Source organism: Sphingopyxis sp. Geo25, from assembly GCF_949769135.1.
Classification (GTDB): Bacteria; Pseudomonadota; Alphaproteobacteria; order Sphingomonadales; family Sphingomonadaceae; genus Sphingopyxis.
In genome coordinates, this window is sequence record NZ_CATKOZ010000002.1 from 391284 (window position 1) to 409418 (window position 18135).

Sequence of the window (18135 nt, forward strand, 5' to 3'; positions counted from 1 at the left end):
ACTGGAGAAAACCCCGTGGCCACTCTCGCCGCCGACACCCGCGACTATGTCGTTGCCGACATCAGCCTTGCCGACTTCGGGCGCAAGGAAATCAACATTGCCGAAACCGAAATGCCCGGCCTGATGGCGCTGCGCGCCGAATATGGCGCGGCGCAGCCCCTCAAGGGCGCGCGCATCACCGGATCGCTGCATATGACGATCCAGACCGCGGTGCTGATCGAGACGCTGACCGCGCTCGGCGCCGAAGTCCGCTGGGCGACGTGCAACATCTTCTCGACGCAGGACCATGCCGCCGCCGCGATCGCCGCATCGGGCGTGCCGGTGTTCGCGATCAAGGGCGAGAGCCTTGCTGATTACTGGGACTATGTCGGCCGCATCTTCGACTGGGGCGTCGAAGACGGCACGACCGCGAACCTGATCCTCGACGACGGCGGCGACGCCACGATGTTCGCGCTGTGGGGCGCGAAGCTCGAAGCCGGCGAGACGATGCCGGCGCCCGAGAATGAGGAAGAGATCGAAATGCAGCGCGCGCTCAAGGCGTTCGTTGCCGCCAACCCCGGCTACCTGACCAAGACGGTCAAGGCGATCAAGGGTGTGTCGGAAGAAACGACGACCGGCGTCCACCGTCTGTACCACATCGCCAAGAAGGGCGAACTGCCCTTCCCCGCGATCAACGTCAACGACAGCGTCACCAAGTCGAAGTTCGACAACCTCTATGGCTGTAAAGAGTCGCTCGTCGACGCGATCCGCCGCGGCACCGACGTGATGCTGGCGGGCAAGGTCGCCACCGTGGCCGGCTTCGGCGACGTCGGCAAGGGCAGCGCCCAGTCGCTCCGCAACGGCGGCGCGCGCGTGCTCGTCACCGAAATCGACCCGATCTGCGCGCTGCAGGCGGCGATGGAGGGTTTCGAGGTCGTGTCGATGGACGAAGCCGTGAAGCGTTCGGACATCTTCGTCACCGCGACGGGCAACGCCGACGTGATCACCGCCGAGCATATGGCGGCGATGAAGAATATGGCGATCGTCTGCAACATCGGCCACTTCGACAGCGAGATCCAGATCGCGGCGCTCGCCAACTACAAGTGGACCGAAGTGAAGCCGCAGGTCGACCTGGTCGAATTCCCCGACGGCAAGCAGATCATCATCCTGTCGAAGGGCCGCCTCGTGAACCTCGGCAATGCGACGGGGCACCCGAGCTTCGTGATGTCGGCGAGCTTCACCAACCAGACGCTCGCGCAGATCGAACTCTGGACCCGCAGCGAGCAGTACAAGAACGACGTCTATGTCCTGCCGAAGCATCTCGACGAAAAGGTCGCGGCGCTGCACCTCGAAAAGCTGGGCGTCCATCTGTCGAAGCTGACGCAGAAGCAGGCCGACTATATCGGCGTGCCGGTCGAAGGCCCGTTCAAGCCCGACCATTATCGTTACTGAGCGTTCATAGTCCTTACCGGACGTTCACAATTTGTTGCGTTTGGGCCACATCGCTCCCCAAAAATCGGGGCGCGGGGTGGCCCTTTCGCGTTATCGCGTTGACTTGTTAGCCGTTTGATCCTGATCTGGGGCTAGCCGGGGGGCATGACGATCAGGAAGGAGTTCCGGGGATGATCACCTCGCGCGACATGCGGGCTGGCTTTTACACGAGCATTTCGGCCCTCGCTTTTTTTGCTTCTACCGTTCCGGCCTACGCCCAGGACACGGCAACCGACACCCAGAGCAGTGACACCGCGGCGCCGGCGGACGAAGGGTCCGGCGACGAGATCATCGTCACCGGCTCACGCATTCCGCGCGCCGGTTTCGACACGATCCAGCCCGCGCTGGTCACCACCGCCGAACAGATCGACAAGCGCGGCTATACCAACATCGGGCAGGCGCTGTCCGAGCTGCCGGCCTTCGGCGTTCCGGGAAACAGCAATGTCGGTGCGCAGGCGGGCTCCTTCGGCGCAGGCCAGACCTTTGCCGACTTCTTCTCGCTGGGCAGTCAGCGCACGCTGACCCTGGTCAACGGGCGGCGCTTCGTGTCGTCGAACACGTCGTCGATCTTCGGTCCCGTCGCGGCGGGCAGCCAGGTCGACCTCAACGTGATTCCCGAAACGCTGGTCGAGCGGATCGAAACCGTCGCGGTCGGCGGCGCGCCGATCTATGGCTCCGACGCCATCGCGGGCACCGTCAACATCATCCTGAAGAAGGATTTCGACGGGCTCGAACTCAAGGCGCAGACGGGGATTTCAGAGCGCGGCGACGCGCCCGAATATCGCATCAACGGCCTGTGGGGCATGAACTTCGCCGACGGCCGCGGCAACATCACCGTCAGCGGCGAATGGAATCGCGCGACCGGCCTCACGACCGAGAGCCGCTTCCTGACGAGCGCGCGCGGGCCGTTCTTTACGACCGCCGCCGATCCGAGCGCGCCGTTCCAGCAGCAGCTCTATTATGGCCAGCGCTATAATATCTTCACCAGCAGCGGCGTGCCGCTGGCGGGCGACAGCATTCCTGAATTCGCGGGCATCTTCGACCAGCAGGGCAATGTGCTGACCTTCAACGAGTCGGGCCGCCTCGTCCCGCTCGATTTCGGGACGCGGACGGGAAGCCTGATCGAAAGCGTAGGGGGCAACGGTTTCCCGCTGGCCGACTTCGGCAACCTGGCGACGAACACGGAGCGCTACCTGGGCAACGTCCTCGCCAATTTCGAGATCAACGACAATATCCGCTGGTTCGGCGAAGGCTGGTACGCGCACAGCAAGGGAACGAACCTGCGCGACCAGCCGGTGTATAACACCGCGCTGTTCGGCAACGCCGGCGATCCCGACGGCAATTTGATCTTCAACCTCGACAACCCGTATCTCGACCCTGCCGACCGCGCGATCATCGCGGCGAATCTTGCCCCCGGCGACACGCAGTTCCTGCTAACCCGCGCCAACACCGACCTCGCGAGCGGCCGCGCATCGACGACGGTCGAGGTCTATCGCTTCGTCACCGGCTTCCAGGGCGAATTCGGGGCCGGCGACCGGACGTATAATTGGGAAGTGTCGGCGAACTACGGTCATTCGGAAACGCGTGGCCGCGAACGGGTGATCGTGCAGCAGAACTTCCTGAATGCGCTCGATGCAGTCGATCAGGGCGTGTTCAACGGCGGCGCGCCGAACGGCAACATCATCTGCCGTCCGGGCTATACCAACGCCAATATCGCGACACTCAGTTCGACCTGCGCGCCGCTGAACCTGTTCGGGGTCGGCCGCTTCAGCCAGGAAGCGCTCGATTATGTCACGACGATCGCCGACCCCACGGCGAACAATTCGCAGCTCGTGCTCAACGCGAACATCAATGGCCCCCTCTTCCGCCTGCCGGGGGGCGATGTCGTGCTGTCGCTGGGGTATGAGCACCGCCGCGAGAAAACGTCGTTCGACCCCGGCACCTTCTATTTCGGCGAGGATGACGGCAACGGCGGGCGCACTCAGTTCGGCCGCTCGATCCCGATCGACCCCGTGAAGGGCAAGTTCAACACGAACGAATTCTTCGGCGAGCTTTTGATCCCGATCATTTCGCCTGACATGAACACGTTCATCCACTCGTTCGAATTCGATGGCGCTGCGCGCTACATCGACCATTCGATTGCCGGTGGCGACTGGACATGGACGGCGGGCGGGCGTCTGACGCCGGTCGAGGGTTTCACGATCCGCGGTAACTTCACCCGCTCGGTGCGCGCGCCCGCGATCACCGAAATCTTCAACCCGACCTCGCAGGCATTCGATACCGCGAACGATCCGTGCGACGCGCGCTTTGTCGATTCGGGGCCGAACCCGTCGCAGCGCCGGGCGAACTGTATCGCTGCGGGCATAACCGACCCCGACAATTTCACGTCTAACATCGTCGATTTCACGTCGCCGATCTCGGTGTCGGGCAATACCGACCTACAGAATGAAAAGGCGAACAGTTGGACGGTGGGCACGGTCTTCCGCCCGCGCTTCGTACCGGGGCTGACCGTCGCGGTCGACTGGGTCAACATCAAGCTGAAGAAGGCGATCGTGACGCTCAATACCGAGCAGACGCTCGAGGCTTGCTATGACTCGGCGAATTTCCCGCCGGCCATCTGCAACGCAATCGACCGCGATCCGGCGGGGCAGGTGACGTTCGTGCGCACCGGCTATGCCAACGCCGCCTCGCTGAAATTCGAGGGGCTGACCGCCGAAATCGCCTATCGCCGCGAAGTGGCGCCCGACACGACCTTGGGCCTGTCGCTGAACTATCTCTACCTGAACAAGCTCGAAACGCGGGTCGGCTCGGGCGACATCGACACGGGTCGGGGCGAGATCGGCGATCCCAAGCATTCGTTCACGGCCAATATCAACATCGACCACGGCCCGGTGAACTTCCTGTGGCAGACGCAATATTTCGGCAAGAGCGTCTGGGATGCGGACGCGGCGCCCGATGCCTATGAATACAACGGTGTCGGCGACTGGTGGCTGTTCAACGCATCGCTCGGGTTCGACGTCGCGAAGAATTTCGAGATGCGCGTGATCGTCGACAACGTCTTCGACAAGGCGCCGCCTTTCCCGGCGCCTGCCGCGGGCGGCACGATCACCTATTATTCGGGCATTCTCGGCCGCTATTTCCGCGTCGCCGGCAAGGTCAAATTCTGATCCGAAGGGGGCGGTGGGCGCTTCCTCCCCGCGAGGAAGCGCCCATATCGCCTCTTCCTTTCGTCCGCCGCTGCGCTTCCTTCCACCGACGCGGCGAGGCTCCCGGTCGCGATGTCATAAATCCCGATACGCCTGACGATTGAACAGCGCTCGCGCAATCGATAGGGGCGGACGGATGGTGTCCGGCGATCCTTCCTTTTTCAGACCATGCAGCTGAGCCCCGGCGCGCTCTTTGCCATCGGGCTGTTCGCCGCGCTCTGGCTGCTCGCCGGGCTGTGGGCGATCGGGCGCGGGGTCGCGATGCAGCGGCGGTCGGCCTTCATTGCGGGGCAGACCGACCGGCTGGCGAGTCTGGTCGAGGCCTCGCCGCAGCTTCCCGTCATCGTCCGGCCCGACTGGCGGATCGAGGCGGCCGAGCGGCTGTCGCGCTGGCTGGGGCTGCCGCAGGGGCCGCGCAATTTCGACGAGCTGCGCGGGATTGACGCGGGGCTCGACCATGCCGGGCACGAACAATTGCGGCAGGCGATCCTCGGCGCGCAGCGCGGTGCGAAACCCTTCACCCTCAGCCTGAAGCCGCTGGGCAGCGCGCGGACAATCATCGTTCATGGCGCGGCTGCCCCGCAGACGGTCGGCGGCGCGGGCAGCGTCCTGCTGTGGCTCAGCGACGCCACCGAAGGGCAGCATTCGCTGGCGCAGGCGCGCCGCGAGCGCGACGAGGCGCTGGCGGCATTCGAGGCCTTGTCGGGGCTCATCGAGGCCGCGCCCTTCCCGATGTGGTTCCGCGAGGCCGACATGCGGCTCGCGCTCGTCAACGCCGCCTATGTCCGCGCGGTGGAGGCGACGAGCGCAGCGACTGTGATCGAGGAAGGAGTCGAACTGTGCGAACCCGTCGCGGGGATCAGCGCGACCGACGCCGCCGAAGCCGCGCGCACCGCGGGTGCGGCGCAGCAACGCACCGTGCCCGTGACGATCGAGGGCGAGCGGCGGATCATGCGCGTCGTCGACGTGCCGCTCGCCGCCGAGGGCGGGCGCGTGTTCGGCATTGCGGGCTATGCGATCGATATTCAGGAGCTGGAGAGCGAGCGCGGGGCACACCGGCGTTTCGTGACGACCCAGCGCGAGCTGCTCGACCGGCTGTCGGCAGCGGTCGCGCAATTCGGGCCCGACCAGGGGCTGGTGTTCGCGAACCAGCCCTTCCGGCGGCTGTTCGCGCTGTCGGCCGAGGATGTGTCGGAAGGACGCAGCTTCGCGCGCTTGCTCGACCTCTGGCGCGAGGGCGGGCGCACGCCCGAGGTGCGCGACTATCCCGAATGGCGGCAGGCGCATGTCGACTGGTTCGCGAAGCCCGACGCGAGCGAGGAGGACTGGCTGCTGCGCGACGGCACGCACCTGCACGTCGTCGCGCAGCCGACCCCCGATGGCGGCCTGCTGCTGATCGCCGAGGACCGCACCGAGCAGGTCCAGCTGGCCGGGGCGCGTGACACGCTGCTCCGCGTCCGCACCGCGACCTTCGACAATCTGTTCGAGGCGATCGCGGTGTTCGCACCCGACGGGCGGCTGCACCTGTGGAACCAGCGATTCCGCCGCTTGTGGAACGTCGACGAGCATATCCTCGCGGGGCACCCGCGCGTCGATACGCTGATGGGCGGGCTCGCCGACCGGCTTGCCAAGCCGAGCCAGATCAGCGTGATGCAAGAGGTGATCCGCGCCGCGACGCTCGAACGGACGCAGCGTGTCGGCGAGATCCGCTTCGCCGACGGACGCCATTTTGATTTCGCGTCGATTCCGCTGCCCGACGGCAACGCGCTGCTGATCATGCTCGACATCACTGCCAGCCGGAAGATGGAAGGCGCGCTGCGCGAGCGGAACGAGGCGCTGGAGGCGGCGGACAAGGTCAAGACCGCCTTCCTGTCGCGGATGAGTTACGAACTGCGCACGCCGCTGACCTCGATCGGCGGGTTCGGCGAGATGCTGCAGTCGGGCTATGCCGGCGAACTGCCCGTCGCCGCAAAAGCCTATATCGACGCGATCATGGATTCGGTGGCGGTACTCGGGCGGCAGATCGACAATGTGCTCGACCTTGCGCAGGGCGAGGCCGGGACGCTGGCGGTCGAGCGCGCGCCGGTCGATGTCCGCGCGCTGCTCGACAAGGCGCTGGCCGAAGCGAAGCCCTTCGCCGCCGCCGAGAAGATCGAACTGGCCGGGCAGATGTCGAACACGCTCGGCACGATCGAGGGCGACGCCCCCCGCCTCGCGCGGCTGGTGGCGGGGCTGCTCGACAATGCGATCCGTTTTACCGCGCCGGCGCGGCGCAGCGGCGGGCGCGTGCTGCTGCACGCCGATGGCGACGAGAAGGGGATCGAGTTCGTCGTTTCCGACAATGGCCCCGGGATGCCCGATGCGGTCGCAGCGATCACCAGGGGCACGCAGGCGGGGACGCAAAGCGGGGGTATCGGCCTCGCGCTCGCGCGCCAGCTCGTCGCCGCACACGGCGGGACGATGGAAGTGTTGAGCGAGAAGGGGCAGGGGACGCTGGTGCGCGTGAGCCTGCCGCGCGGGGCATGAGCTTTCGTACGGATTATACGTTGGCCGACGCCGAGCGCATTGGCGCGGTGATCGGCGCGGCCTTGGTGCCGGGTGATGTCGTGCTGCTGTCGGGCGACCTCGGCGCAGGCAAGACGACACTTGCGCGCGCGATGCTCAAGGCACGCGGGCTTGCGGGTGAGGCGCCGAGCCCGACCTTCGCGATCGTCCAGCCCTACGCGCCGCCCGAGGTCGATTTGCCGATCGCGCATGTCGATCTCTACCGGATCGAGCAAGAGGACGAGTTGATCGAGCTTGGGCTCGACGATTATCTCTATGACGGCGCGTTGCTGATCGAATGGCCCGAGCGGCTGGGCGCCCAGGGCTGGCCCGAGGCGCTGGCGCTGCGGATTTCGGGCGCGGGCGACGCGCGCGTCTTGACAGCCGAAGTGCCGGCGGCTTGGGAAGCGCGATGGCCGCTCCGATGATTCCGCCCGCCCACGCCCCGGCGTTCCTCGCCGCGCATGGCTGGGGCGACGCCCAGATATTGCCGCTTGCAGGCGACGCATCCTTCCGCCGCTATTTCCGCGTGCGTGATGGCGACCGGCGCGCGGTGCTGATGGACGCGCCGCCGCCGCACGAAGACCCGCGTCCGTTCATCGCGGTTGCCGAATATCTCTGTGGCCTCGGTCTCAACGCGCCGACGATCCTGGCGCGCGATCTGGAGCAGGGGCTGCTGCTGATCGAGGATTTCGGCGACGTGCGGCTCCGCGAGACGGTCGACGAGCAGTTGCACAAGGAGAGCGATTATTACGCGGGCGTCACCGACCTGCTCGTGCACCTTCATGCGCGTCCCGCCATGGACGGGCTGCCGGTGCATGGGCTCGATCAGTGGCTGGACGAGGTGATGCTCTTCACCGACTGGTATTGCCCGGCGCTCGATATCGAGGTCGATCGCGACGGCTTCCGCGCCGCATGGCAAGCGGCGCTGGCGCCGGTCGAGGTCGACGGGCTGCCACGCGTGACGGTGCTGCGCGACTTTCATGCCGAGAATATCATGCTCGTCGCGGGTCAGGACGGCGTCGCCCATTTCGGGCTGCTCGATTTCCAGGACGCGCTGGTCGGCCATCCGGCCTATGATCTCGCCTCGGTGCTCGAGGATGCGCGGCGCGATGTGACGCCCGCGGTCGAGACGGCGATGCTCGATCGCTATGTTGCGGCGACCGGGCGGGGCGAGGCGTTTCGGGGTGCCTATTGGGCGCTCGCGGCGCAGCGCAACACGCGCATTCTGGGGGTCTTCGTCCGGCTGTGGAAGCGTGACGGCAAGCCCGGATACCGCCAGTTCCAGCCGCGGATGTGGAAGCTGCTCGAACGCGATTTGATGCACCCTGCGCTTGTCCCCGTCCGGCAATGGTTCGACGCCAATGTCCCGCCTTCGAAACGGGCGGAGGCGTGGACGTGAGTGCGAAGATCGAAAGTGCGATGGTGATGGCGGCGGGGATCGGCAAGCGGATGCGCCCGCTGACCGCGACGCGGCCGAAGCCGCTGGTGCGCGTCGCCGGCAAGGCGCTGATCGACCACAGCCTCGACCGGATCGAGGCGGCGGGGATCGACCACGTCGTGGTCAACGTCCATTATCTGGCCGACGCGCTCGAAGCGCATCTCGCGGCGCAGAAGCGCAGCTTCACGATCGCGGTGTCCGACGAGCGGGAGCAATTGCTCGAAACCGGCGGCGGGATGATGAAGGCGCTGCCGCTGCTCACGGGCGATCCGATCCTGATCGTCAACAGCGACAATATCTGGACGGACGGGCCGCAGGACAGCATCGCGAATCTCGCGCGCCATTGGGACGATGCGAAGATGGACGCGCTGCTGCTCGTGATCCGGCAGGCGAGCGCGACAGGACATGGCGGCAAGGGCGATTTTCACATGGATCCTACGGGCAAGCTGTCGCGGCGCAAACCGGGGCGGATCGCGCCCTTTGTCTATACCGGCGTCCAGCTGGTCTCGCGGCGGTTGCTCGTCGATGCACCCGAGGGGCCGTTTTCGACCAATATCTTCTGGGACCGCGCGATCGCGGCGGGGCGGCTCTTTGGGCTGTCGCATATGGGGCAGTGGTTCGACGTCGGGACGCCGGCTGCGATTGCGCCGACCGAAGCCGCATTGGGCGAGGTCTAATCATCTCAATTCGTCATTGCGAGCGCAGCGAAGCAATCCAGAGTTGCGTAAACCGCCCCGGATTGCTTCGCTGCGCTCGCAATGACGATGTGTGAATCCGATGGCTGACGCGAAGCCCGTCATCTTCTCCATCCCGGTCCACCGGGCCTTCGCCGACGCCTTCGCCGCCGGAATCATCGCGCGATACGCCGACGGCGCGCTGGGGCTGGCCGAAGGGCTGATCCTGCTGCCGAGCAACCGCGCGCGGAGCGCGGTGCAGGCGGCCTTCGTGCGCGCGGGCGGGACGGGATTGCTGATGCCGCGGTTGGCGGTGATCGGCGATGCGGACCTCGATGAGTCGGTGGCGTTGTCGCTCGATGCCATCGACGATGACCCGATCCCCCCCGCGATCGACGCGCTGCGGCGGCGCCTGCTGCTCGCCGAACTAATCGAGCGATACACGCCCGCGGGCGAGCCGTCGATCGTCGGCGCCGCGGCGTTCCAGCTCGCCGACGGGTTGGCGCGGGTGATCGACCAGCTGCATTATGAGGAGGTGCGCGTCGGCGATCTCGTCGATCTCGACCTCGGGGCATTCGCCGAACATTGGCAGGCGTCGCTCGGCCGGCTCAGGCTGCTCGTCGATCATTGGCCCGCGGTGCTCGCCAAGACCGGCAGCATCGACCGGGCGGAGCGGCGCAACCGGTTGCTGGGGCGCGTGACCGCGGGATGGCGCGCGGCGCCGCCCGCGCCGTTCGTCGTCGCTGCGGGCATTACGACCGCCGCGCCTGCGATCGCGCGGTTGCTGCGCACCGTGGCCGATCTGGAGCGCGGAATGGTCGTGCTGCCCGGCCTCGACCGGGCGATGGCGGCCGAGGAATGGGAAGCGCTGGGCCCGACGCGGCCCGATCCCGAAAATCCGGCGCGGCCGCTGGAGACGCATCCGCAATATCATCTGAAGTTGCTGCTCGACCGTATGCGCGCGAGCCGGGAGGAAGTAGTCGAATGGGATGCGGCCTCGGCGTTCGACGGGCCCGAAGCGCGCACCCCCTTCGTTTCTTTGCTCTTCGCGCCCGCCGACTATAGCGCGCAATGGCAGGCGGCGGGCGACCTGTCGGCGGCGACCGCGGGGATTTCGGGCGCCGTTTTCGCCGACGACGGGCAGGAGGCGCAGGGGATCGCGCTCTTGATGCGCGAGGCGGTCGAGACGCCGGGGCGCACCGCGGCGCTGGTGACCCCCGACCGCGGGCTCGCCGAGCGCGTCGCGGCGGCGCTGGCGCGCTGGGGCATTTCGGTAGACGACAGCGCGGGGCAGCCGCTTTCGCGGACGCCGCCGGGCGCGCTGCTGCTGCTGCTGGCGAAGCTGGCGTCGGCGTTCGATCCGGTCGCTTTGGTGTCGCTGCTCGGACATCCGCTGGTACGCAAGGGTGAGGGAAGGTCGGCGTGGCTCGACCAGCTGCGGCGGCTCGACCTGCTGCTGCGCGAGCCGGGGTTGCTGCCGGGATGGGACGGGGTGAGCGCGCGGATTGCCGCACGTGCGGCCGATCCGCGGGGACACGGGCACGGTCTCGCGGTTCAGCTACAACCTTGGTGGGACGAGGTTTCGGGCGCGCTCGGCGTGGCACTTGCCCCCTTCGCCGGACCGACGCCGCCCGCGACCTTGCTGGCGGCGCTGCAACGGGCGGCCGAATGGCTCACGGGCGACGCGATATGGGCGGGGCCGGCGGGGCGGATGCTCGCCGAGCTGTTCGACCAGTGGGCGCTTGCGCGCGGCGATGGGCCGGCGCTCGTCGATCCCGCCGATTTTCCGGAGATGCTGGGGCAATTGTTGGCCCAGGCGAGCGTGCGGCCGCCCTATGGCGGGCATCCGCGCCTGTTCATCTGGGGCCTGCTCGAGGCGCGCTTGCAGCGCGCCGATCTGATGATTCTCGGCGGGCTCGACGAGGGGCGCTGGCCCGCCGCGACGCAGCCCGATCCGTGGCTGGCGCCGGGCATTCGCCGCCTGCTCGGCCTGCCCGCGCCCGAGCGGCAACAGGGGATGGCGGCGCATGATTTTGCGAGCGCGCTGGCGGCGCGCGAAATCGTCGTCACGCGCGCGCAGCGGAGCGGCGGCGATCCGGCGGTCGCGTCGCGCTTCTGGCTGCGGCTCGCGGCGCTGGCGGGCGATCTGCCCGAACCGGCGCCGGGCGGGGTAGCGCTGACCCGGCTCGTGGCCGAACTCGATCTGCCGACGGGCGTCGTGCAGCCGGTGGGCAGGCCGGCGCCGCGCCCCCCGGTCGAGGACCGCCCGCGCAAGATCAGCGTCACCGCGGTCGACCGGCTCGCGCGCGATCCTTTCGCCTTTTATGCGAACCAGATGCTCGGCCTGTCGGCGCTCGATCCGCTGAGCGCCGCGCCCGATCCGCGCTGGCGCGGAACACGCGTGCACAGATTGTTCGAGGATTGGGTGCGCGGCGGCGCGACGCCTCAAGGGTTCGAGCATGAACTGGCGGCGCTGCGGGAGGATGCTGCGCTCGATGCGATCGCGCGCGCTTTCTGGCTGCCGCGGATCGAGCCGGCGCTGCGCTGGGCGGCGGCGCAGGTGTGGGATCGCGCCGATCGCAAACCGCTCGACGTCGAGGTGAAGGGTGCGGTCAGCGTCGATGGCGTGACGCTGCACGGCAAGGCCGACCGAATCGACCGCGATGCCGAGGGGCGGTTGGCGATCGTCGATTATAAATCGGGCGGCGCGCCGAGCGCGAAGGCGGCGTTCGACAGGCTCGACAACCAGCTCGGCCTGCTCGGGCTGATCGCGCGCGAAGGCGGGATGGAGGATATCGCCGCCGCGCCGGTCGAGGCACTCGAATATTGGAGCCTGCGGCCCGATCGCCGTGCGGGCGGCGCGGGGAAGATTTCGAACACTTATGGGTCGCGCAGCGATCTCAAGAGCGCCGATCAGGCGATCGACCATGCCGCCGACGCGCTGTCGGAACTCGCCGCGATCTACCTGTTCGGCGACGCGCCCTTCGAGCCCGGCGAGGTGGCGAGCTATGGCGAGTATGACCAGCTCATGCGGCGCGACGAATGGTTCGGCCGCGGGGAGGAGGGCGCATGAGCCGGCCCGGCGGCCTCGCGACGCTCGACCCGCGGCAGGGCGCCGCCGCCGATCCCGAAAGCCATGTCTGGCTGGGCGCGTCGGCGGGGACGGGCAAGACGCAGGTGCTGTCGGCGCGCGTGCTGCGGCTGATGCTTGCCGGGGTGTCGCCCGAAGCGATTCTCTGCATCACCTTCACCAAGGCGGGCGCCGCAGAGATGGCGCATCGCATCCACGAGCGGCTCGCGGCGTGGGTGCGGATGGACGACGGCGATTTGCGGCTCGACCTGCGTGCGCTGGGGCTGGAGTGGGACCGGCCGGGGCTGATGACGCGTGCGCGGTCCTTATTTGCGACGGTGATCGACAGCCCGGGCGGTGCGATCCGGGTGCAGACAATCCACGCCTTTTGCCAGACTTTGCTCGCGAGCTTCCCGCTCGAGGCGAAGCTGCTGCCGGGCTTCCGCGCGATCGAGGAGGATGAGGCGGCGGCGTTGCAGCGGACGGTGCTGAGCCGTCTGCTCGAAGAGGATGACGAGCGTGCAGTGCTGCGCGAGGCGGCGGCGATGCTGTCGCGGCGGCTGGGACAGGAGGCGGCGCTGTCTTTCCTGTCGAGCTGCGCGGCGGCGTTCGGCGGGCCGCGTGCGGCGCTGCCGCCGTCGGCGCACGATCTGCGCGCGGCGTTCGACCTGCCGGGCGGCGACCCCGATGCGTGGATCGCGGGCGCGCTCGCGGCGGGCGCGATCGACGAGGACGATATCAGGGCGGTCGCGGCGAGCGGCGCCGATTGGGGCACCAAGACCGGGCTCGCGTGCAACGATGCGATGATCGGCTGGCTGATCGCCGATCCCGCCAAACGCGCCGCGATGCTCGGCGAATTGCTCGGCTGTTTCCTGACCGGCAAGGGCGAGCTGCGCGCCGATTTTGCGGGCGACAAGGGGCGGATGACCGACTGCGTCGAGAACGCGGTGCGGATCGTCGATGCGGTGCAGGGCCTTCTCGGAACCGCGACCGCGATGCGCGTCGCCGACGACCTCGCCGCGGCATGGAAGCTCGGGAGCCGCTTTGCCGAGGCCTATGCGCTCGCGAAGCGCGAACGCGGGCTCGCCGATTTCGACGACCTCATCACCCTCGCCGGATCGCTGCTGCGCGTTAGCAGCTTCGGCGAGTGGGTGCGCTTCAAGCTCGACCAGCGCACGGACCATATCCTCGTCGATGAAGCGCAGGATACGAACATGCGCCAGTGGGGGATCGTGCTGTCGCTGGCCGAGGAATTCTTCGCGGTGAACCCCGAAGACGCCGAACGCGTGCGCACGCTGTTTACCGTCGGCGATCGCAAGCAGGCGATTTTCGGCTTTCAGGGCACCGAACCCAAGGCATTCGCGACGGCGCGCGAGCTGTTCCATATTCTCGGCGAGCGCGCGGGACAGGATTTCCGCAACGTTGAACTGGTGTCCAACTATCGTTCGACGCCTGCGGTGCTGGAGGTGGTCGACGCCTGGCTCGCGGCGGGTGGTACGTCCGACATGGGGCTAGACGGCGAGGAGCCCCCGCATCGTCCCTTCCGCTCGGGCCACGCCGGGCAGGTCGAGCTATGGCAGCCGCTGCCGGTGGGCAAGGCGCTCGACGCCGAGGCCCGGGAGGGCGATGAAGGAGTCATCGAAGGCGGGGGCGACGGAAGCGCGCCCGCCTCCGATCCCGCCTCGATGCGGCTCGCGAAGGCGATCGCGGCCGAGGTGCAGGCGTGGATCGCGCACGGCAAGGACGGGCGGCCGGTTGCGCCGGGCGATATCATGATCCTTGTCCGGCGGCGCCGCGACCTCGCAGCGCGGATCGTCGCGCGGCTGCAGGCGCTGCACGTCCCGGTCGCGGGTGTCGACCGTTTCGCGCTGACCCAGCCCCTGGCGGTACAGGATCTCATTGCGGCGATGCGCTTTGCGGTGCAGCCGCTCGACGACCTCAATCTGGCGTCGCTGCTCGTGTCGCCGCTGATCGGCTGGTCGCAGGACGAGCTTTACGCGCGCGCGCATCGGCGTGGCCGCGCGGCGCTGTGGGAACATCTGCGTGCGACCGAGGGCGACGTTCCGGCGGCGGCGATGGCCGCGCTGCGGCACCTGCTCGGCATGGCCGATTTCACGACGCCGTTCCGTTTTCTGGAGACCGTCCTGTCCGGACCGATCGACGGGCGGCGCAAACTTTACGCGCGACTGGGGCGCGAGGCGCGCGATCCCATCGACGAGCTTCTGAATCAGGCGCTGGCGTTCGAGAGCCGCGAGACCGTGTCGCTGCTCGGCTTCCTGACGCAGGTGGAGAGCAGCGCCGCCGATATCAAGCGCCAGACCGAGGCGCGCAGCGACGTCGTGCGCGTGATGACAGTGCACGGGTCGAAGGGGCTGCAGGCGCCGATCGTGATCCTGGCCGACGCGACCGACGACCCCGGGATCGGGCACCGGCCGTTCAGCGTCGATGTTGCAGCGTGGGAGAATCTGCCGGTCTTTGCGCTCCCCGCCGACGAGCGGCATGGCGCGCTGGCGAAGGCCTATCAGGACGCCGCCGACGCCGCGTCGCAGGAGCATTGGCGGCTCTTCTACGTTGCGATGACGCGCGCCGAGGAAATCCTGATCGTCGCGGGGGTGACCAGCAAGGCCGACCGGACGATCCCCGAAGGCAGCTGGCACGCGGCGGTCGAATCGGTGCTGCCGGACATGGGCGCCGAATGGGAGGATGCGGGACCGCTATGGGGCCGGCGCCGCGTCCACCGCGCCAATGCGGGCAAATGGGCGCGGAGGGAAAAGGCGGAGAAGGTCGCGGCGCCTGCGCTCGTGCTTCCCGAATGGGCGCTGAAACCCGCCCCCGCGGAGGCGCGCCCGCCGCGCCCGCTGGCGCCGTCGGCGCTTGGCGAGGACGATGTCGCGGTGCCGCCGCAGGGGACGGCGCGCGTTGCGGCGGTCGAGCGCGGGTTGTTGCTCCATGCGCTGTTCGAGCGGCTGCCGCCGGTTGCGGCGGCGCGGCGGCGCGAGGCCGCGCTGCGCTGGCTCGGCTTGCAGGCGGGGCTGGATGAGGCAACCCGGTCGGCGATGGCCGATGAGGTGCTCGCGGTGCTCGACGATCCCTCGCACGCGGCGCTTTTCGGCCCCGGCAGTCTGGCCGAGGTGCCGCTGTCGGCCGTGGTGGACGGTGCGGTCGTGGCGGGGATCGTCGACCGTCTGCGCGTCACCGACGACGCGGTGACGGTGATCGATTACAAGACGGGGCGGCATGTGCCCGAAAGCGCCGGGGGGGTGCAGCCGGCCTATCTGCGCCAGATGGCGGCGTATCGCGACGCGCTGCGCGTGATCTTTCCGGGCCGGCGGGTCGAGGCGGCGCTGCTCTACACCGCCGCACCGCGGCTGATTGCGCTCGATAACGCGCTGCTCGACACGCACAAGCCCGGCTTGGCGGCAACCAAGGCGAATTTGCCGGGTTCAGCCCTTGAGCAGGACGCGCCGACGCCTTAGCTTGGGACCAACGATATTTCAGGAGTTCAGATCATGGGTACCAAGGCCATTACCGACGCCAGCTTCCAGAGCGATGTTCTCGACAGCGACACCCCCGTGCTGGTCGATTTCTGGGCCGAATGGTGCGGTCCGTGCAAGATGATCGGCCCCTCGCTTGAGGAAATCGCCGACGAACTGGGCGAAAAGGTCGTGATCGCCAAGATCAATATCGACGAAAACCCCGACGCGCCGAGCAAATATGGCGTGCGCGGTATCCCGACGATGATCCTGTTCAAGAACGGCGAGATCGCCGACACCAAAGTTGGCGCAGCGCCCAAGAGCGCGCTCAAGGGCTGGCTCGAAGGCGCCCTTTGATCGAACATCGGGCCCCGGCCGAAGCCGGGGTTCCTTGTTTCAGGTCAGCGGAATCATGACCTGTTCGGCATAGCCCGGCCGCATTTTCAGCCGCGCGTACCAGTCCTCGACATGCGGCAGCGACGGCCGTTCAATCGCGAGCGAAAAATAAGTATATACATAAACGCCCATCGGAATATCGCCGATTCCGAACGCGGCGCCTGACAGCCACGGCGTGCGCGACAGCGCTTCGTCGAGGATCGCCATCTGCTTCGCCGAGGCCGCCGCCGACGCCGCGATCGCTGCCGCGTCGCGCGCTTCGGGCGTCCGGCGTACGAGATTGAGGAAGGCATCGCGCTGCGCATCGGCATAGCCGGTCTGCCAGTCCATCCATTTATCGCCGACCGCGCGAGCGGCAGGATCGGTCGGCCAGAAGCGTGTCCCGCTGTGCCTCGCGGCCAGATAGCGCAGGATCGCATTCGACTCCCACAGGGTGACGCCGTCGTCGTCGATCGTCGGGATCAGTGCATTGGGGTTCTTCGCGAGATAGGCGGCATCCATCCCGAACTGACCGCCGACATCGCGGCGCTCGAACGGCAGGCCAAGCTCGACCGCGAACCATGCGACCTTCTTCACATTGTGCGAATTGAGGCGGCCCCAGATCGTGAGCATCGCGGGTCAGCTCCGATAGTCGGCGTTGATGCTGATGTATCCGTGGGTCAGGTCGCACGTCCACACGGTCGCACGGCCTTCGCCGAGGCCGAGGTCGGCGCCGACGCGGATGTCCCGTCCTTTCAGGTGCGCCGCAACCGGCGCCTCGTCATAGCCGTCGACGGGCAGGCCATCCCTGGCGACCCAGTGATCGCCGAAGCGGATCGCGAGCTTGTCACGGTCGGCGGGTTCGCCGGCCTTGCCCACCGCCATGACGACGCGGCCCCAATTGGCGTCCTCGCCCGCGATGGCGGTTTTCACGAGCGGCGAATTGGCGATGGCCAGCGCGACCCGTTTGGCGCTGGCGTCGCTGGTCGCGCCGGTAACCTGAATTTCGATGAATTTCGACGCGCCTTCGCCGTCGCGCACGACCTGATGCGCGAGATCGAGGGCGACTTCGCGGATCGCCGCGTAGAGCGCGTCGGCGCCCGGATCGTCGCGGGTCGTCAGCGTGGCATTGCCCGCCCGCCCCGTCGCGAAGAGCAGCACCGTGTCGCTGGTCGAGGTGTCGCTGTCGACGGTGATGCTGTTGAAGCTTCCGCCGGTCGCCTCGCCGAGCATGTCCTGCAACAGCGCGGGCGCGACCGCGGCATCGGTGAAGATATAGCCGAGCATCGTTGCCATGTCGGGCGCGATCATCCCCGATCCCTTGACGATGCCCGCTACGTGGACGGTCGTGCCGCCGACGATCGCGCTCGCTGCCGAACCCTTGGCGAAGGTGTCGGTGGTGCAGATCGTTTCGGCGGCGGCCTCCCACGAGCAGGGCTGGGCGGTGAGCGCGGCTGCAACCCCGGCACGCGCCTTGTCCTTGGGCAGCGGCACACCGATCACGCCGGTCGAACTGACGAAAACTTCGCTGGCGTCGCAGCCGAGATGGCCCGCGACCTGCGCCATGATCTGCTCGACCGCCTCGCGCCCCCGATAGCCGGTGAAGGCGTTGCTGTTGCCCGCGTTGACGATCAGCGCACGGCCCTTGCCACCTTTGACCTGTTCGCGGCCGAGTTCGACTTCGGACGAGCAGCAGACATTGCGCGTGAAGACGCCCGCGACCGTGGTGCCCGCTGCGAGCTCGACATAGGTGAGGTCGCAGCGATCCCAGTTCTTGTACTGCGCGCGCGCGACGCGGCGCGTGACCCCGGCGATGTCGGGGAGGGCGGGGAAGGCGGCGGGAGCGAGCGGTGAGCGGGTGGTCATGCGAGGGCGCATAAAC

Annotated in this window: 11 protein-coding genes; 9 read left to right on the top strand and 2 right to left on the bottom strand. The window is 67.8% G+C overall.

Features of this window, described 5'->3' with window-relative positions; genetic code table 11:
- The first annotated feature begins 15 nt into the window (after positions 1–15).
- From ahcY to trxA, 9 genes are all read left to right on the top strand, one after another.
- On the top strand, positions 16–1431 hold the full coding sequence (ahcY, locus tag QOL68_RS09125; RefSeq protein WP_282948736.1) for an adenosylhomocysteinase: 1416 nt from the start codon (positions 16–18) through the stop codon (positions 1429–1431).
- 170 nt (positions 1432–1601) lie between these two features.
- Positions 1602–4637, top strand: a complete 3036-nt coding sequence (locus QOL68_RS09130; RefSeq protein WP_282948734.1) for a TonB-dependent receptor plug domain-containing protein — start codon at positions 1602–1604, stop codon at positions 4635–4637.
- Positions 4638–4844: 207 nt separating this feature from the next.
- On the top strand, positions 4845–7202 hold the full coding sequence (locus tag QOL68_RS09135) for a PAS domain-containing sensor histidine kinase (RefSeq protein ID WP_282948732.1): 2358 nt from the start codon (positions 4845–4847) through the stop codon (positions 7200–7202).
- Positions 7199–7648: a tRNA (adenosine(37)-N6)-threonylcarbamoyltransferase complex ATPase subunit type 1 TsaE gene (gene tsaE, locus QOL68_RS09140; protein WP_282948730.1), complete on the top strand. Its 450-nt coding sequence runs from the start codon at positions 7199–7201 to the stop codon at positions 7646–7648. The genes QOL68_RS09135 and tsaE overlap by 4 nt, the downstream gene beginning before the upstream one ends.
- Positions 7633–8622 (top strand): aminoglycoside phosphotransferase family protein, encoded by a 990-nt coding sequence (locus QOL68_RS09145; protein WP_282948728.1) that lies wholly within the window; start codon positions 7633–7635, stop codon positions 8620–8622. Before tsaE ends, QOL68_RS09145 begins: the two co-directional genes overlap by 16 nt.
- Positions 8619–9338 carry a nucleotidyltransferase family protein gene (locus QOL68_RS09150; protein WP_282948726.1) on the top strand — a complete coding sequence of 240 codons (720 nt, stop codon included), beginning with the start codon at positions 8619–8621 and terminating at the stop codon, positions 9336–9338. Before QOL68_RS09145 ends, QOL68_RS09150 begins: the two co-directional genes overlap by 4 nt.
- A 100-nt stretch (positions 9339–9438) precedes the next feature.
- Positions 9439–12408, top strand: coding sequence for a double-strand break repair protein AddB (gene addB / locus QOL68_RS09155; RefSeq protein WP_282948724.1), 2970 nt, complete (start codon positions 9439–9441; stop codon positions 12406–12408).
- Positions 12405–15881 (top strand): double-strand break repair helicase AddA, encoded by a 3477-nt coding sequence (gene addA, locus QOL68_RS09160; protein WP_282948722.1) that lies wholly within the window; start codon positions 12405–12407, stop codon positions 15879–15881. The genes addB and addA overlap by 4 nt, the downstream gene beginning before the upstream one ends.
- 33 nt (positions 15882–15914) lie before the next feature.
- Positions 15915–16235: a thioredoxin TrxA gene (trxA, locus tag QOL68_RS09165; RefSeq protein ID WP_058455064.1), complete on the top strand. Its 321-nt coding sequence runs from the start codon at positions 15915–15917 to the stop codon at positions 16233–16235.
- 39 nt (positions 16236–16274) lie between these two features.
- Here the strand turns inward: trxA and QOL68_RS09170 are convergent, their stop codons facing one another.
- Positions 16275–16886: a glutathione S-transferase family protein gene (locus tag QOL68_RS09170; RefSeq protein WP_282948720.1), complete on the bottom strand. Its 612-nt coding sequence runs from the start codon at positions 16884–16886 to the stop codon at positions 16275–16277.
- A gap of 6 nt (positions 16887–16892) precedes the next feature.
- Positions 16893–18119: a bifunctional glutamate N-acetyltransferase/amino-acid acetyltransferase ArgJ gene (gene argJ / locus QOL68_RS09175; protein ID WP_282948718.1), complete on the bottom strand. Its 1227-nt coding sequence runs from the start codon at positions 18117–18119 to the stop codon at positions 16893–16895.
- Between the last annotated feature and the right edge of the window lie 16 nt (positions 18120–18135).

Bases quoted from the DNA above. Each gene is read 5' to 3' on its own strand.
- QOL68_RS09135 (WP_282948732.1), top strand. From the start codon at position 4,845: ATGCAGCTGAGCCCCGGCGCGCTCTTTGCCATCGGGCTGTTCGCCGCG.
- argJ (WP_282948718.1), bottom strand. From the start codon at position 18,119: ATGACCACCCGCTCACCGCTCGCTCCCGCCGCCTTCCCCGCCCTCCCC.
- QOL68_RS09170 (WP_282948720.1), bottom strand. From the start codon at position 16,886: ATGCTCACGATCTGGGGCCGCCTCAATTCGCACAATGTGAAGAAGGTC.
- addB (WP_282948724.1), top strand. From the start codon at position 9,439: ATGGCTGACGCGAAGCCCGTCATCTTCTCCATCCCGGTCCACCGGGCC.
- tsaE (WP_282948730.1), top strand. From the start codon at position 7,199: ATGAGCTTTCGTACGGATTATACGTTGGCCGACGCCGAGCGCATTGGC.
- addA (WP_282948722.1), top strand. From the start codon at position 12,405: ATGAGCCGGCCCGGCGGCCTCGCGACGCTCGACCCGCGGCAGGGCGCC.
- QOL68_RS09145 (WP_282948728.1), top strand. From the start codon at position 7,633: ATGGCCGCTCCGATGATTCCGCCCGCCCACGCCCCGGCGTTCCTCGCC.
- QOL68_RS09130 (WP_282948734.1), top strand. From the start codon at position 1,602: ATGATCACCTCGCGCGACATGCGGGCTGGCTTTTACACGAGCATTTCG.
- trxA (WP_058455064.1), top strand. From the start codon at position 15,915: ATGGGTACCAAGGCCATTACCGACGCCAGCTTCCAGAGCGATGTTCTC.